Origin of the sequence: Paenibacillus sp. DMB5 (assembly GCF_001517085.1) — a bacterium.
Classification (GTDB): Bacteria; Bacillota; Bacilli; order Paenibacillales; family Paenibacillaceae; genus Paenibacillus_AQ.
In genome coordinates this window covers 19,277-35,859 of the sequence record NZ_LRAC01000090.1, presented here as the reverse complement: position 1 = coordinate 35,859, position 16,583 = coordinate 19,277, and the positions used below count along the sequence as shown (strand labels likewise).

The following is a 16,583-nucleotide window of genomic DNA, read 5'->3' as shown; positions in this document are numbered from 1 at the left end:
CCAACTCACCGACTCATCAACTCTCCAACTCAATAACTCACCAAATCACCAACTCACCATCCCAGCAGCTCAGCCAAGACAGTCCTCCGACATTTTCATCCTATAGCAGAGATACACTCCTGCACTTTGCTCCATTAGCCCAAGTAAACAGCGGCGTTAAAATAAACCCGTGAGCCTGCGCTATTGCAGGCTCACGGGTTCTTTAATACCTTCTTACAGCTGCTTCAGCAGGTTGTAGATCACCTGTGCGCTTTCGGCACGGGTCATCAGTGCCTGCGGAGCAAATTGCTTGCTGCCGCGTCCCTGCAGAAGTCCTGCCTCTACAGCGATGCTGACTGCCTCCTCTGCCCAGCCGCTGATTTGCGGCTGATCACTGAAGGCTCCGTCAGAAGCTGCCTGCGCTTTGTCTCCCTGCAGATACTCGTATGCCCGCACGACCATCACAGCCATTTCCTCACGGGTAATGCTGCTGTCTGGAACGAAGGTATCTGCCGTGCGTCCAAGCACAATGCCTGCCTGATTAACGGCTGCAATGCTGTCCGCATACCAGGCTCCAGCCTTAACATCCCGGAATACCGGAGTGCTTCCATCCGCAGCCTCCAGGCCGAGCGCCCTGGCGATCATCGCCGCGAACTGCGCTCTTGTCACTTGCCCCTGCGGCGCAAACTCCGCAGCGGAAATGCCTTCAATAATATGTCTGGCGGCCAGCGACTTGATTACGCTGTTAGCCCACATGCTGCTGCTGACATCCGCGAAGCTCTTGTCGTACTGCAGTACCGCATACTGGCTGAAGTGACTGACCGCTGCTGTCATTTTCCCGTCCTTGAGGGTGCCGCCAACATACTCCAGGCTTCCGTCCCCGGCAATATAGTAGACGCCCAGCAGATCAGGATTGGCAGACGGATTAACGTTAAAGGTCAAAATCAGCGGCACCTCAAACGCCGTTACCTTTGTTGCGGTGCCGTCTGCAGCAACTGTCTCCAGACTGAAGCTGATTACCTCACCTGCCGCAGACAAGCGGAGCGAGCTGTCCGCAGCCTGATTGTTGATCAGCTGCTCCGCTGCAGCCGCCGGCATCTTCAGACCGGTCAGTCTGATGCGCACCTGATCGGCCTGTGCCTGCCCTGCTGCGGCCTTCTCAACAATGCTCTTCAGCGCATCAGGAGTGAATTCCACAGCAGCATTACCCCAGGCAAGGCGCAGTGTATTGCTGCCCGTCAATCCCTGAATACCTGCCGGAAGCACAACAGATTCCGTACCTTCAGCCAGCTGAACTGTAACGGCTCCGTCTGTTGCCGCAGGAATGTCCTTCTGCTCCAGGGTCCGCACAGTCTGCACTGCTGGAGTTGGTGTTGGCGTAGCCGCCACCGGTGGTGCAGTCTGCACAGGCGCATCCGTCGGTGCAGGTGTAGGCGAAGGCGTCTGAGTCGGAGTTGGCGTCGGCTCCGTTACCGGCGGCTCTTTCTCAGCAACAATTACGGTTCGGATAACTTCAACCGCCGCATTACCGGCCGCATCACTCACATTATAATGATAGAGATAAGTGCCGGCTTGCGTGGTATCAAGCGCAGCTAACGGCTGGCCGCCCTTCGTAATGGTCGCTATAATCTGACCGGTAAGATCCCCATCCCGGTCATCCGCCGCTGTCGCGCCGGCATCCGTATAGGCTGCTCCGTTCGCCAGCTCTACAGTTGGCTCACCAAGCAGGGTAATGACCGGTTTGACCGTATCCGGATCTTCGGCCACAACTACTTTTCTCGTTACTTCCAGCGCCTTGTTTCCTGCGACATCACTGACGTTGTAGTGGAAGGTGTACACATCCGCTCTAGCTGTATCGATCTCAGTCAGCCCATAGACTTCACTGCTGACCGTGGTGACAATCCGGTCAGTCAGATCGCCGTCCACCTCATCGGAAGCTGTCGCTCCGGCATCTGTATAGTCAGAGCCGAGCTTAACATTAACCACCCGATCACCGTTAAGTGTAATAACCGGCGGCGTTACATCCGGCTCCGGCAGTGTAATCGTACCGCTGGCCGTACCCGTAGCGAGCGCCTCACCTTTGCTTAACGCTACAGTAAAGCTAAAGCTGCCTGCGGCATCATCAGTTGCTTCCTGGAAGGCAGTGAAGGTTACCTCGCCAATCGTTACATCTGTTTCACTCAAGCCTTCCAGCCCGGAAATCGTTTGCTGCAGCCAGACCTGCACAGCCTCTTCACTGTTGGCAACCGCCTTCTTCACATTAAAGGCCGCTCCCTCAATAATACTCTTGGCCTCATTCACGGCCAATTCATTGGCAACACTGGTCTTATCTTTGGCTATAGCCACGTAGCTGACCAGCGCAGCCTGATTGCCCGAATACGTATTGTTGATCGTAAACTTCACGGTTCCGCTCACCGGCAGCGTGAAATCATGGTTAAGCATGACGCCGTTTGGTCCCGCAACCACTCCTGTCCGGACAGTCTCCGTTACAGGCTTGCCCTCAGGATCGTTATAACTGACGGTAATATCCATCGTACGGTTTGCATTGCTCCACCAGTCTCTATGGAAGGAAGTAATGGTATATTTACCGGCCTCCAGCGGGAACAGGTACACGAGCGGATTGTTTCTGGTGTTGGAGCCGTAAACCCCGGTCTGCGACTTATCCGTGGTAACCACCGCACCTCCGAGCCCTTTCATCCCGTAATTTGCTCCGGTATTGGTGTGTCCCCATACCGCGTCTCCCGTTGATAGCTGATCTGCCTGCTCATTCAGCAGACTGGCACCTACAAAATTCTTAATGACGTTATACGGCGGAGTAACACCTTCCGCTGCTACACCCGGATCTACAAAATAAACCAGACCCTGCGGCACTACCTCTACATAAACAACCGTCTTGAGGTTGCCGTAAGTACCGGTAACCGCCACCCTGTCATACGGCGTATCAAAGCTTACTTCTGCCGTATTCCATTTCACGGTGACAGGCAGCTTGCTGCCGTCTGCCCGGGTCGCCTCCACCTGCTGCGGCAGAACAGGCAGCTGACCGGCATAAGTTGCCATATCCGGCAGAACAGCCAGCTCTCGTAGATCGCCTGTGGTCAGCTGATTCTGCGCAGAGGTTAGACGCGCAGCCAGCTGTGCCGCACCTTCCTGATCCAGCCGGTAAGCGGCAGTATCAGCCAGCGCAGCCTCGGCACTGTCCAGTGCAGCCGTAAACAGCTGCCAGTCTGCCTCGGCATATTCGTCCAGCTTTACGATTTCTTTCGCTGCACCTACCACTTCAACAAGTGCTGCCGTATCTGGAAGTCCCTGTACTTCCCCGGAAACAACCGCCACGGCATCTACAACCAGCGTGCCGCTCAATACTTTAATCTGCACCGTATGCTGGCCGTATTTCAGCCCACGCAGCGCATAGGTCTGATACAGCTCTTTTGAGGCCATGGTTTCCGCCGACTGCACAGCAGTCTTACCGTCCACTGTTACTTCAAGCTTCGCTGATCCGTCATTCGGCCCCAGAATATCCAGCCCGGTTCCTTCAAACGTATAGGCAAGCGCTGCACCTGCCCCCTGGCTGGTGGAAGTGGAGCGCTGATAGATGAACATGCCGGCACCGTTGGCATGATTCCAGTTCCCGCTGTAGGACAGCTTGGGATTTGGAACGGCAGCCAGATCGAACATTTCCAGGTTATCCAGCAGCTCGGAATAGTAAGGTGTATAGCCGTCCACCGTCTCTACCTTCAGGTTATCGAACCGGACATGATAGTAGCCGCTGGCCAGATCAACCCGGCCGGACAATTCAGGAACCGGATCGGTATGGGCAGCCAGCTTCACCCCGTCCAGATAGGCGGTAACGGTGGCTCCGGCAACCTGTATAGCAATGTTATGCCAGGCATCATAAGCTGTGTTAAAGCCTTCGATCTTCACACCGCCGGTACCTGTAGCCGCATTTCCGCTGGCCACGGCCCCGCCGTTCACCAGCAGCTGCCAGCCGCCGTCGAACCAGAATTTCAGCACATATGGGGTACCGCCAATGCTATGCGAGCTGCCGCCGCCCTGATAGCGGGCGCCGATTGCCGCGTAATTGCCGCTTCCCTCAGTACTGTTATGCTCAAACGAAACGTCCACGCTGGCTTTGTAGTTCGTCCAGCGGTTGTCACCGATCGCAGTCACCGGATCGCCGCCGTTCCAGGTGCCGCCAAGGCCCATAATGCTGCGGTCAAGCTGCTGGCGGAGAACATAATTATCCGATCCGTCCGGCAGGTAAGCTTCAAATGCTCCGTTGCGGTCATGGGTATAACGCGGAATGGCGCCTTTTGATCCGCCACGGGAGTCGATATAACTCTCGGTGCCTGCTGCTTTTCCGTCTGCCCCGATTTTAATGACTGTCCGGTCCGAATAATCAAAATCATCGGCATACAGGAACTTGTCTCCGGTATCCTGCACCGCTCCTGTTGCATCCGTATTCAGCACCGTCCGTTCGCCTTCCACAGGCAGCGGGGTATTATATTCGGCTTTGTCCTTGGTATCCAGCGTGGTTACCGTTACCGTTGAATACGGCTTCACTTTAACGGTGTACACACCGCCGCCGTCTGCGGCCACATCGCCGAGATACTGCATGTAATTGCTGTTGAACACTTCTCCGGCTTCAGCCGCACGGGTCTCCCATACCTCCAGGGAAGGATTACCGGTGTAAGCCATATTGACGGCCTGCAGCTTGTAGGTTTTGGTGTACTCGCTGTCATTTACAATGACGGTCGAGAAATCGGTTTTGTCAGGGGCTGCAAGCGTAATATAGCTTGGTGTTCCGTTGCGCCCGTTGACCGGATTTGTTCCTGTAGCACCGGTGGAGCTTGCCTTGGGAACGGCTCTCCAAATGCCGGCTGTGTTGTCATCATTTTCCCAGCCCAGCTCTGCGAACCGGCTGTAATGCTGCAAAATCACCAGGCCTGCGTCATAGTGAATCCAGCCCGACCAAGGGTCGCGTGCGCTGACCAGCTCCTTGAAGGAATACTGTCCGCCTTCATAGAAGGAGCCGATCGCCGGCTGGTATATAAAATGTGTACGGCGCGAATTCACAAATCCCTTAATGATCGTATTACTCATTTCCAGCGGACCGCCTACCCCGCCGATTCCCGTTCCGGCAACTGTCGGGTCCTTCACATTGTTATTGGGACGGAACGCCGAATTACTGAAAGTAGCCTGTGCCTCACTATTCCAGATTTCAATGTCATACTGCTCGGCAAGCTTTTTGAAATTGCCTGCAGCATCGTCATCGGTGTTGTAATGGTATCCGGCAACCGGCACGGCATTACGCAGCGATTCATCGCTTACCATGGCACTGCCGAAGGAGCCGATGCCTACCTCATCCGAGATGACCACCTGAATCCGGTTATACAGTGCCTGCTCCTCTGCACTGGCAAAACCCTCATTATCGGTCTTTATCTTTTCCGCATACTGCTTGGTCCACTCGATATCCGGAGCATGCTCGTTAATGTACGGGTTAACGTAGTTGGTCATGTAGCCGTACTGGCGGTAAGCCTCCAGAATCGTATTTTTGTACCAGGTATAGATTTTGTCGTTATTATCCGCCCAGGCCGAGCGCTCCAGCGCAGGATACTGACCTTCAGGTCCGGATTAACGGCCTTCGCATCCGCTGCCAGCTGGAAGCCCGGATGGCGTTTGACATTGACCTTCTCATCCGCTGTGCGCATCGTAGCCGGATCAGGTCCGGTGGAGTTGTTGCGGTCATTACCCATCTCAATTTTGACATGGTTCATGAGCGGATACTCTCCGCCGAACAGGATCTGCAGCATCTCTGCATATTTATCCGGATGCTCCGCCTTGTAATCCATCAGCAGCGCACTGGTGCTGTTGGCGCTCAGCACGCCGAAGCCCTTGAATGTAAGGCCATTCTCATTGTCCGCCTGAATGTCGTTGCCGTTCAGCAGCACCTGCACCATGGAGGCTGCATTCTGGCGGGCATCGTCAAGAAGGGATTTGATGCCGCCTTCAGCGATTCCGAACCAGCTGAGAATCGGCTTTTCACCGGAGATATAAGCATATGTCAATGTCATAGGAACGCTGGTGTCCGCATCGGCGGGAACTGTAAATTCGCCGGAGTTGATTTTGGACGCATTGACATTGAACTGGCTCAGTGACAACGTATGCTTGCCGCCGCTGGTATCCTGATACTCAATGCGCGGCTGAATGACCCGCGAACGGCTGCCGTACCAGTCGTGGAAGCCGCTGCTCAGCGTATACGTTCCGGCTTCCAGCGCCTTCAGCTGATAGACGATATTATCGTTAGCAGCGCGTACACCGACTACCCACACAGATGGATCTGTAGCCGGATCGGTGTGTCCCCCGTCCTTGGAATTTTTGAGCTTCTGCACGGAATCGTCGAAGCCCCAGTCAGTCGTTCCGCTGACATAGCGCTGGTCCGGCGCCTGATTGATCAGGCTCCCACCGCTGAGCGCTTTGACCGCTTCATACAGCGGGGAGGCCGTAGGCCCGTTCCCCACCGAGTCTCCGCCCCGGCCGCTGTCCACAAAATAGGCCAGCGGATAATCCGCAGCGGGAATAACTTCAACGCTCGCAGTAACCGGACCGCTGGCTGTTGTTCCGCTCACGGTTACTGTTTCATACGGTACAGCAAAGGTGTCTTCCCCGATCTTCCAGCTGACAGCTGTACTGCTGCCTCCGATATTGATGCTGGACGGCAAATTCGTTTCCGCCGCAGTTTTCGCCCCCATATAGGCAGCAGCGTATACATTATCCGCAGCTGCAGCAGATGCGGACGGCTGGCCGGGTCCCGGGAACATCCCGAGCACGAGCATGGCGGTCGTCAGGATGGATATAAGCTTTTTGCCGGATGCTGGCTTTCTGATCATTCACTTGTCCTCCTTCAAAATGTAAAGTGGGCAAACCAAAACCAAAAGAAAGCGTATACATACCACTGTAAAAAGCATGCCTTGGACAGCTACCGCACAAGTTGTGTAACCTGAGAAGGCTTCGAACAGCTGTTTAAGGCATAGACAAACAAACCTGGCAGCTTGCGGGTAAGGCAATTGCCAGGCTTAACTGCTAAAACGTTGTTCTCACTACCCTTTAATCCCCGATGCTGCAACCCCCTGCACGAAATACTTCTGCAGTGCGAGGAAGACAATAACAACCGGAATAATAGAGACTACGCTGGCTGCCATAATCAGCCCGTACTCAGCGGAATACTGGGATATGAACATGCGAAGTCCGATTTGAATCGTCTTCAGCTCGGTTTTGGTCAGGTAGATCATTGGCCCGAGGAAGTCGTTCCAGGTGTTGACGAAGGTGAAGATCGTCAGTGTGGACAGGGCCGGCTTGGATAGCGGAAGCATAATTCTGGCCCAGATTCCGTATTCGCTGAGGCCATCGATCCGCGCCGCCTCACACAGCTCATCCGGTACACCCTGATAGAACTGGCGCATCAGGAACACCCCGAAAGCGGAGAAGGCCTGCAGCAGGATAATCGCCAGATGGGTATTGTTCAGCCCGAGCGAACGCATCATGATGAACTGCGGCACCATGTAAGCCTGCCAAGGAATAGCGATGGTAGCGATATAACCCAGGAACAGGATATTTTTGCCCTTGAACTGCAGCTTGGAAAATGCATAGGCTGCAAAGCTTGAGGTCAGCAGCTGCAGAATCGTAACGACAACGGACAGCTTTGCCGTATTGTAAATGAACTTACCGAGCGGAATCCGGGTCCAGATGTCCACGAAATTTTGCCAGCGCGGCACATCCGGGATCCACTGCATCGGGAAGGAAAAGACATCCTTGTTCATCTTGAGTGATGAGGACAGCATCCATACATAAGGGATCAGCATACAGAAGACTGCTGCAGCGAGCAAAGCATACACCAACACTTTAACGCTGACTCTGATGATTTTATTTGAACCTACCATATCGTTCTTATCCTCCTATTGTCCGTACTTCTTCTCGCCGCGGAACTGGACGATGGTAATACCAAGCACCAGCAGGAACAGCACAATAGCCATGGCGCTGGCATAGCCGTAATCAAGCGAACGGAACGCCGTGTTGTAGATTTGATAGACCATTACTCTTGTTGAGTCGTTCAGCTGATTGTCGGCGCCGGCAAACAGGTTGATGAAGATATCGTAGACCTTGAACGAATTAATGACCAGAATCATCAGGACAAAGAACGTCGTTGGTGCCAGCTGCGGAACCGTCACATTGCGGAACCGGCTCCAGGCGTTAGCGCCGTCGAGCTCAGCGGCTTCATATAATTCCGGGTTGATCCCCTGGAGGCCTGCAAGGTAGATAACCATGTAGTAGCCCATATTTTTCCACACAGTAAACAGGATAACCGTGAACATCGCCCATTGCTTATCCGCCGCCCAGCGGGGAAGATCCTCAATCGGCACGCCGGAGATCAGGTGCAGGATGTTGTTGACAGGGCCCATAGTCGGGCTGAAAATAAAGTTCCACACTGCCGCCACCGCTACAAGTGAAGCAACGTAAGGGAAGAAAAAGACAGTACGCATAAAGTTGCGGGCAATAATCTTCTGGTTCAGCAGAATCGCCAGCGCGAGGGCAACAGCCATCGTGAACGGCACAACGCCGATGGTATAGACAATGGTATTCCACAGCGCTTTATGGAAGGTGGTATCCTTGATCAGCCGGGTAAAGTTATCAAGGCCGATGAATTCCATCGGATTGGCCCCGTCCCATTTAACAAATGCCAGGACAAAGGCAAAGAACATAGGGACAAGCGTAAAGATGGCGAAGCCGATAAAATTCGGTGCGATAAAGCTGTATGCTACCAGATGATCCCGGACGCCCTTGGACAGTATGCTTTTTGGGGCTTTTTTTGGTCTAAGTACGGTTTCATTTTGCATTCGTTCTCCTCCAAACCTTCTACCTTCTATGCAAAGGGCGGGCATGGCCCGCCCCCTGAGAATCACTGCTTAGTTGTTCAAAAGTGCCTGCACACGGGTGTTCATATCCTTCAGGCCTTCGTCAATCGACGCATTTTTGGTCATGATGTTGTCATGCGCTTCATTCAGGATCACTTCGATGTCGGCACTCTTTTCATGCATAGGCATTTCCAGGTAAGTCTGCACAGTAGTCAGGGCAGCCTTGCTGTTCTCATCAGCAGGGAAGCCTTCGATGGAAGTGATCGAGCTGATAACCTCATCGTTTTTGATCGCCGGAATGGTACCAGTGGAAGCAATGACAGAAGCGCCTTCTTCACCGGTCACGAATTTCATGAAATCAAGTGCGGCTTCCTTGTGCTCTGACTTCTGGTTAACAGCCAGGGAAGTGATCGTACCCAGTGTAGTTCCTGCTTCAACGCCGTCCGGATGCGGATATTTCACGATACCCCAGTTCTTTGCCTGGGACTCGCCGCTCTTCACCTTTTCAATCTGGGTGGCGATGAACCAGCTGCCCATATTCATCATGGCAACGGAGTTGTTGTAGAATACGCCGGAATAGTGCGTGCTGGAGGTTTTCAGTGTCGCATAATCCATTACAATGCCGTCTTCCTGCTCTTTCAGGATGCGCTCATAGGTAGGCTTCAGGAAGTCATAGTTTCCGTCTACCACCGTGTTCTTGCCGTCCAGGATGCCGAACAGCTGAACCGCACTGCGCCAAGTATGGTAGTGTGCACCGTATACCTTTTCTGCGCCGCTGCCGGAGGTCATTTTTCTGGCCAGCTCATCGTACTGCTCGAAGGTCATGTCATTGCTCGGATATTCAACCCCTGCTTTATCGAACAGGTCTTTGTTGTAGTACACGATCCAGAAGTCGCTGCGGAAAGGAAGCGCATAAACCTCATCGTTCACTTCGATCTGCTCAACAGTACCACCATATAGCGCAGGATCAATGCTGTTAGAGCTCATGAATCCTTTTAACGGCTCAAGATGGTTCTGCTTCACCAGGTTGGAGTAGCCCGGAATGTCCTTGATGGTCAGGATATCGAGATCGGCACCGCCGGACAGCTGCGTGCTGAGCATGGTCATATAGTCGGTGGAACCAAGGTCAACGTACTCGATGGTCACGTTCGGATGCTCTTTCTGGTAAGCCTCGATCAGCGGTTTATAGTAAGCGGTTGCTTCCCAGTCCCACAGCGCCCATTTTAACGTAACAGGCTCTTGGCTCGGTTCGGAGGAAGCGCTTGCATTGGTGCCGGCGGCAGGAGCGTTTGTTGCAGCGGCATTGTTCTGTGTATTATTGTTGTTGCCGGAGCAGCCTGCCAAGAGGCCCACGGAGAGCACCGCAGTGAAGGTCATGCCATACAATCTTTTGTAATTCATTGAATTATCCCCTTTTCTTCTCGTTTTGTTGACCAGTGATCATCTTCTGAAGCTATCTCAAATATTAACGGGTTCAGCGTAAAAGTGGGATGCATTTTCCTGCGCAGTTCCTTCACTTTTGTGTTCTGTTTCCGCTTTCATTGCTTAAGACCTGTAATTTTCTATTCAAAACCTGTAAAATTCCTGCTTCCTGCCTCCCCCTCTATTTTGCAATACCGGAATATGCTATGGTGGTTATAACACTTTTTGCAGCAGCATCCGGAACTCTTGTAACCGCTTCATTACATTTTTTATGTACCAAAGGAGAGAGTCACCACGATAAGAAGATCTACTATTAAAAGCCGCATCATCCTGATCATGATTGTGTTTGCCCTGCTGATCGCCACCCTGCTGTCCTTTTTCAGCTATGAGCTCATTTCCTATTATCAGCGCAAAACGACAATCCAGGCAACCGAGTTCAACCTGCAGCTTGTATCCCATATTATAGAACAAGACCTGCTTAACCTGTCCGTTCTGGCCATGACGAGCAGTACTAATTCTCCAACCAATACGCTGCTGGCGGATTATTTCGAATCACCGGATGCCAAAGCCAGGGATGCGCTGGATGTTTTCAGCTCGATGCAGGAGGATTTCCAGATTAACCGCTCCTACAATTATGTCCGCCGGCTGATCGTAACCGACAATAAGGGAAAGTTCCTGCAGCTCGACAATTCAGTCAGTATATCCACTCCGCTTACGATTCACAATATCGGCCAGATTACCGGACTGAACAACGAGGCTTCAGAGGAATATGACCAGGTGATCAAGGACCCGCTCTCCACCGCCTATGGTATTCCGTTTATTCTGCCGATTTACGGCGACCACGCCTCCCGGATCGGAACCGTCTACCTGCTGGTCAACACCTCGGTCATTACCGACAAGCTGAAGGGCTACACCCTGCCGGAGGATTCACGTCTGCTGCTGACGCTCGGCACCAATCATTATCAGATTATCGGTGACAAGATGCAGCCCGTTACAACTCCATACCACCCGGTCGCCTATACGCAGGATGAGCCTGTCGGCCCGATGACCAGGCTGTCCGAAATCAGCCTCGAAGGAGAAGAACGCACGCTTGCCGTCTCCTACGTGGTCAGAAACGGCGTTGAGCTGACCCAGACGATTGCCGGCAACCAGTTCGCGCCCAAAGCAAATGTATGGATACCGATTATGTTCGGTGTCTGCCTGCTTGTTCTGCTGCTCAGCGGTATTATTACCTTATATCTGACCCGGACGATCAGCCTGCCGGTCGAGAAATTGAAGAAGCGGATCGACAAAATCGCCCAGGGTAATTTCCTCCTTGACCGCAACATTGAGTGGAACAGCGAGCTTGGGGATGTCGGCCGGGGGATCAACCGCCTGTCCCAGGACATCATTGCCCTGATGGACAGCAGGCTGGCCGATGAGAAGCAGAAGCAGGAGCTGGAGTACCGGATGCTGCAGAACCAGATCAATCCCCATTTTCTCTATAACACGCTGAACTCGATCAAATGGATGGCTACGATCCAGAACGCCACCGGCATTGCGGAAATGACCACCTCCCTGTCGAGGCTGCTGCGCAGCATTGCCAAAGACAACCGCCGCCTGCTGCCGCTGCGCGATGAGCTGAATCTGCTGGAAGATTATTTTCTGATCCAGAAATACCGCTACGGAAGCACGGTAACGATGGTGCAAAGCATTGCGGACGAGGAGCTGCTGGGCGGGCTGATTCCGCGCTTTACCCTGCAGCCGCTGGTGGAGAATGCGATTTTTCACGGGATTGAGCCCAAGGGCAGAGGCGACATCCTGATTACGGTGACCAAAAGCGGCTTCGCCGACATTCTGATTACAGTCGAGGATAATGGAATCGGCATGGAGGAGGAGCAGATTTCGCATATCCTGTCCAAGCAGGAGGAAGGGTCCAAGGGGCTGTTCGAGAATATCGGGCTGCGCAGCGTCAATGAGCGGCTGCAGCTGGCGTTCGGGGAGCCTTACGGGCTGTCGATTGAGAGCAAGCCGGGACAATATACGCAGATGAAGCTTCTTATCCCGTTCCAGCTGAAGGAATAGTCTGCACTACTAAAAGCAAGGAAGTGATAATCTTGATCAAGCTGCTGATTGCCGATGATGAGGCACTTGTCTGCATCGGCCTGCAATCCATGCTGAAATGGGAGCAGTATAATATAGAGATTGTCGGCATTGCCCATAACGGGGCCCAGGAGGAGGAAATGATCGACACCCTCCGCCCGGACATTGTCATCAGCGATATCAAAATGCCGATCAAAACCGGCCTGCAGGTAGCTGATTCTGTCCGCAAAAAATACGGCCGCGTCCCCCTGTTCATCATCCTGACCAGCTACGAGGAGTTCGAATATGCGCGCAGCGCCATTGAAGTACAGGCTGCCGATTATCTGGTGAAGCTGGAGCTGACGCCGGAGACGCTGGCCGCCTCCATCCAGCGGGCGATTACCCTGCTCGGGGAATATCAGACGATCGAGAGCTACCCCAAGCTGGTACACCGCGGCAACCTTCAGGCGGAGCGCGATAAATTCTTCGTCCGGCTGTTCAACAATCTGTTCGAGAACAAGAACCAGTATCTGCTGCAGCAAGAGGACCTCGATCTTGACCTCAGCGAATCTGCTTATGTGGTCTGCACCTGCCGGATCCTCGGCCCGGACACCGTTCCGCCGCGCGGGGATAAGCTGGTCGCCCTCTGCTCAAGCACGGTGCAGATGGCCAAGGATACGCTTACGTCTATCAGGCCCTGCCATGTGACGAGCCTCGACCTGCGCAACTTTGCCGTTACCCTGCCGGTCTGCGGGACAGATCCGCAGCTGTGGATGCCGGATACCCGGAAGCTGCTGGCCGATATGGCCTCTGTGCTTCACAACTATTTCAATGTGACGATTATCGGGGCAATCGGCTTTGCTGTCGAGGACCCTTACCTGCTGCGGGAGAGCTATCTTGCTGCCCGTAAGGCGCTTCCGGCTGCGGTGAAGGCGGAGTCGTTTGTGTTTTTTGCCGAGAGCAAGCCGCCGGAGCAGGACTTTCCGCTGTTTGATTTCTCGGAGTCGCGCTCCGAGATCCGCCGGGCTTTTGAGGAGATGGATACCCAGGCGCTGTATGCGATCATCTCCCGAATGATCGAAATCTTCGACGGGCGGTCTGACCTGCTCGTTCCCGCCACTGATGCCGCCTGTAACATTCTGTACATGGCGACCTCCCTTCTGGCCGACGGTGAGGAGATCGTGGAGCATATCTTCGAGCATGAGCCGGAAGGGTACCGGGCGATCTACCAGATGCATACCATTGAAGAGATTGCCGGCTGGCTGGTCTGCTTCCGCGACGGCGTCTCGGAAATGCTGTCCACCCGCAGGCAAAGCTATAAGGAGCAGATTGTCAAGAATGTCCAGGAGTACATCAAACGAAACCTCGGCTCCAAGCTTTCACTCAACCAGGTGGCAGATGTCTTCAATTTCAGCCCCAACTATCTGAGCCACCTGTTCTCCAAAACAGCCAAGGTCAACTATGTAGAATATATCACCGAGACCAAAATAACGGCTGCCAAAGAGATGATGCTGCGCGGTGAAGGCCGGATCTATGAAATTTCACAGAAGCTCGGTTATGAGAGCGCTTTCTATTTCAGCAAGGTGTTCAAAAAGGTAACCGGCATGTCACCGCGGGAGTATATGCAGCAGGCGGAGGCGGGCTCAGCGTCTGAGCGGGGCGTGCAGGAGAATGGGCGAGGTTGAAGTTCCGGGCGCATGGCTTCCTAAAGGGACATAGCTCCCCGGCGTGAATCCAGATAATGCATCGCTTCCGGATGCTTCCCTTCTGATGAGGTTCTGTAGCGGGCTTATCCGTATAGCTGCACTTTATACAACTAAAACCAGCTGATATCCGCTTTTGTACTGTATAACTGCAGTTTGTACAACTAAATCAGCCCGAAACAGCTAAAATCTGCATTATCCCGTTTTTTAACTGCACAGAGTGCAGCTATACAGCAGATGCGGAGAAAAACCGGTATTTTAATTGTATAAAATACACTTATAGCTAAATTCGGCCCAGCTGCTTCTACCTCTACTTAATGCTTCAAGTCCAATCTGCTTCGGCGCAAAACAACCTTCGGGGGAAATCCCTGAAGGTTGTTTTCAGCAGTGAGCGGCAGCTGGCCGAGGAGTGGGCAGCTTATGCCGGCGTCCAGTTCCAGTCCGTCATGGAGCTGGGAGCCATCGAAACGATCAAGGAGACGCTTAAATTCAACTCCGGCATCGGAGTGCTGCCGCTGCGCAGCGTCCTTAAAGAAACGGCAGCCGGCGAGCTGATCCGGCGCCCCCTGCCGGGAGACGGCTATGTCAACCGACGGTACATCTGCCTTGTCTACCGCGACGAGCCGGTCTATGCGTCATATCGGGGACTTTATCGAGTATATCCGGGGGATCGCCGCGCCGGCACTTCTTCCTGATTCGCTCTTACCGCCTAATTTTCGGCCTAACAACGGGACTTTTACCGTTATTTTCGCGTCCCCGCCTATTACAAAAGCTGCGCCATGCGGATGATCCGCACAGCGCAGCTTTATTTGGCTACTGTATTCTTTTACAATCTGCTGCTACTCGATCTTTCCGCCCTCAACCACCAGCTCTTCGGTATAGCCTTCTCCGTAAACCTCATTCAGCGTCGCTTTATAAGCCTCATGGATGAACTGCTCCTTGCCCAGCGTCTCCAGCTCGGTGTTAAGCCAGTTCAGCAGCTCGGTGTTGCCTTTGGCTACTGCCGGGGCAATCGTATCCTGGCCGCCGAAGGCCGGGATGCTTACGGTGAAGCCGGGGTTGGACTTCGCCCAGGCAATCAGCTCGGTGTTGTCATTGGAAATCGCGGCGCCGCGCCCGTCCTTAAGTGCAGAGAAGATCTCGGTATACTGGTCAAATTTCAGCAGCTCAATGTCCGGATATTCTTTGGTGAAGTAGGTTTCAGCCGTAGTCCCCTTGGCGACGATCAGCTTCTGGCCTTTCTCCTTCAGCTGGTCGATGGAGGTAATCGGCGCACTGTCCGGGGAAACGATCCCGAAGGACAGCTTCATGTACGGGCTGGCAAAATCAACCTTCTCCTTCCGCTCATCCGTAACCGTAAAGTTGGCCATAATGATGTCCACTTTATTGGATTCGAGGTAGGCTACACGGCTGGCCGCATCCACCAGAACAAATTCTGCCTTCGATTCATCGCCGAGCAGATCCTTGGCAAATCTTTTGGCAATATAGACGTCAAAGCCCTGATTCTTTCCTTCGGAATCCACATAACCAAACGGCGGCTTGTCGGCAAATACCCCGATCCTGATCTTGTCGTTCTTCTTCAGCTGTTCAATCGAATCAAACTTGGAAGAAGATGAGTTTGCTCCGGCGTTGTTATCCGAATTACTGCAAGCAGTCAGTCCCACCAGCAGCATCCCCGCCGCGATCATACCCGTTATTAATTTTTTGCCTTTACCCATCTCTCTCATCCCCTGTTTCTATAGTTTATTGTACTCAAAAATATTAAGAAAGTGCTGTGCACGTTCTGTCGCAGGACTGGTGAAGAACTGCTCCGGCGGAGCAACCTCACATACGGTGCCTTGATCCATAAAGACAATGCGGTCACCAACGGATTTGGCAAACCCCATTTCATGCGTCACGATAATCATCGTCATGCCCTGCCTGGCCAGGCCCAGGATAACATCGAGCACCTCGCGCACCATCTCGGGATCAAGCGAAGCCGTTACCTCATCGAATAAAATAATGTCCGGATTCATGCACAGCGCCCGCACAATTGCGATCCGCTGCTTCTGTCCCCCCGACAGCTGACGGGGATAATCGCCCGCCCGGTCGGCCAGGCCGACGCCCCAGTAGCTCCTGCGCCTGCTGCTGCGCTTCCGCACGCTCTCTCCGCTGCACCTTCAGCGGACCGAGCAGAATATTCTCCATCACCGTCATATGCGGAAACAGCTCATAATTCTGAAATACCATCCCGATATGCTGACGCAGCTCGCGCCAATTGACATCCCCTCCGGCCAGATCCTGGCCGCGGTACAGAATATGTCCGCCCTGCACCGGCTCAAGGCCGTTGAGGCAGCGCAGCAGGGTGCTTTTGCCGCAGCCGGAAGGCCCGAGAATGACAATGACCTCCCCGCGCTCCACCTGCAGATTTATACCGCTTAGCACCTGCCGGTCGCCGAATGTCTTACGGACACCCTGTACCTCCAGCAGCAGCTCACCTGTCTTCGTCATATCCGCCATTCCTTTCTCC

General features: G+C 53.6%; 8 protein-coding genes and 2 pseudogenes. 3 read left to right on the top strand and 7 right to left on the bottom strand.

Going from position 1 to position 16,583, the window contains the following annotated elements:
- Positions 1 to 213: 213 nt before the first annotated feature.
- The 5 genes and pseudogenes from AWJ19_RS37565 to AWJ19_RS09050 form a co-directional block, all read right to left on the bottom strand.
- The gene (locus AWJ19_RS37565) at positions 214 to 2,511 is read right to left on the bottom strand and encodes an S-layer homology domain-containing protein (RefSeq protein ID WP_347231096.1); all 2,298 of its coding nucleotides are present in this window, start codon (positions 2,509 to 2,511) and stop codon (positions 214 to 216) included.
- A gap of 414 nt (positions 2,512 to 2,925) precedes the next feature.
- Positions 2,926 to 5,828 (bottom strand): annotated as a pseudogene (locus tag AWJ19_RS37560) (Ig-like domain-containing protein); the annotation flags it as partial.
- A gap of 1,248 nt (positions 5,829 to 7,076) precedes the next feature.
- Positions 7,077 to 7,916 carry a carbohydrate ABC transporter permease gene (locus AWJ19_RS09060; RefSeq protein WP_082707787.1) on the bottom strand — a complete coding sequence of 280 codons (840 nt, stop codon included), beginning with the start codon at positions 7,914 to 7,916 and terminating at the stop codon, positions 7,077 to 7,079.
- 15 nt (positions 7,917 to 7,931) lie between these two features.
- Positions 7,932 to 8,870, bottom strand: coding sequence for a sugar ABC transporter permease (locus tag AWJ19_RS09055; RefSeq protein WP_068723082.1), 939 nt, complete (start codon positions 8,868 to 8,870; stop codon positions 7,932 to 7,934).
- Positions 8,871 to 8,939: 69 nt separating this feature from the next.
- Positions 8,940 to 10,289 (bottom strand): sugar ABC transporter substrate-binding protein, encoded by a 1,350-nt coding sequence (locus tag AWJ19_RS09050; protein WP_068723080.1) that lies wholly within the window; start codon positions 10,287 to 10,289, stop codon positions 8,940 to 8,942.
- Positions 10,290 to 10,646: 357 nt separating this feature from the next.
- Here AWJ19_RS09050 and AWJ19_RS09045 point away from each other — a divergent pair, with 357 nt between their 5' ends.
- The 3 genes from AWJ19_RS09045 (at position 10,647) to AWJ19_RS09035 (ending at position 14,769) form a co-directional block, all read left to right on the top strand.
- On the top strand, positions 10,647 to 12,374 hold the full coding sequence (locus AWJ19_RS09045) for a histidine kinase (protein ID WP_068723078.1): 1,728 nt from the start codon (positions 10,647 to 10,649) through the stop codon (positions 12,372 to 12,374).
- A 32-nt stretch (positions 12,375 to 12,406) separates the two neighbouring features.
- Entirely contained in the window at positions 12,407 to 14,056 is a 1,650-nt protein-coding gene (locus AWJ19_RS09040; protein WP_068723076.1) for a helix-turn-helix domain-containing protein, read from the top strand.
- A 335-nt stretch (positions 14,057 to 14,391) separates the two neighbouring features.
- Positions 14,392 to 14,769 carry a LysR family transcriptional regulator substrate-binding protein gene (locus tag AWJ19_RS09035; RefSeq protein ID WP_068723073.1) on the top strand — a complete coding sequence of 126 codons (378 nt, stop codon included), beginning with the start codon at positions 14,392 to 14,394 and terminating at the stop codon, positions 14,767 to 14,769.
- Between the two features lie 144 nt (positions 14,770 to 14,913).
- On the opposite strand, the gene AWJ19_RS09030 is transcribed toward AWJ19_RS09035, so the two are convergent.
- Together AWJ19_RS09030 and AWJ19_RS09025 are read right to left on the bottom strand one after the other, a co-directional pair.
- Positions 14,914 to 15,792 carry a cysteine ABC transporter substrate-binding protein gene (locus AWJ19_RS09030; RefSeq protein WP_068723071.1) on the bottom strand — a complete coding sequence of 293 codons (879 nt, stop codon included), beginning with the start codon at positions 15,790 to 15,792 and terminating at the stop codon, positions 14,914 to 14,916.
- A gap of 18 nt (positions 15,793 to 15,810) precedes the next feature.
- Positions 15,811 to 16,564, bottom strand: a pseudogene (locus AWJ19_RS09025) (amino acid ABC transporter ATP-binding protein).
- Positions 16,565 to 16,583: the final 19 nt, after the last annotated feature.

Excerpts from the sequence above, each read along its gene's own strand:
- AWJ19_RS37565 (WP_347231096.1), bottom strand. The coding sequence starts at position 2,511 with ATGGATATTACCGTCAGTTATAACGATCCTGAGGGCAAGCCTGTAACG.
- AWJ19_RS09055 (WP_068723082.1), bottom strand. The coding sequence starts at position 8,870 with ATGCAAAATGAAACCGTACTTAGACCAAAAAAAGCCCCAAAAAGCATA.
- AWJ19_RS09045 (WP_068723078.1), top strand. The coding sequence starts at position 10,647 with ATGATTGTGTTTGCCCTGCTGATCGCCACCCTGCTGTCCTTTTTCAGC.
- AWJ19_RS09060 (WP_082707787.1), bottom strand. The coding sequence starts at position 7,916 with ATGGTAGGTTCAAATAAAATCATCAGAGTCAGCGTTAAAGTGTTGGTG.
- AWJ19_RS09050 (WP_068723080.1), bottom strand. The coding sequence starts at position 10,289 with ATGAATTACAAAAGATTGTATGGCATGACCTTCACTGCGGTGCTCTCC.
- AWJ19_RS09035 (WP_068723073.1), top strand. The coding sequence starts at position 14,392 with ATGCTTCAAGTCCAATCTGCTTCGGCGCAAAACAACCTTCGGGGGAAA.
- AWJ19_RS09030 (WP_068723071.1), bottom strand. The coding sequence starts at position 15,792 with ATGGGTAAAGGCAAAAAATTAATAACGGGTATGATCGCGGCGGGGATG.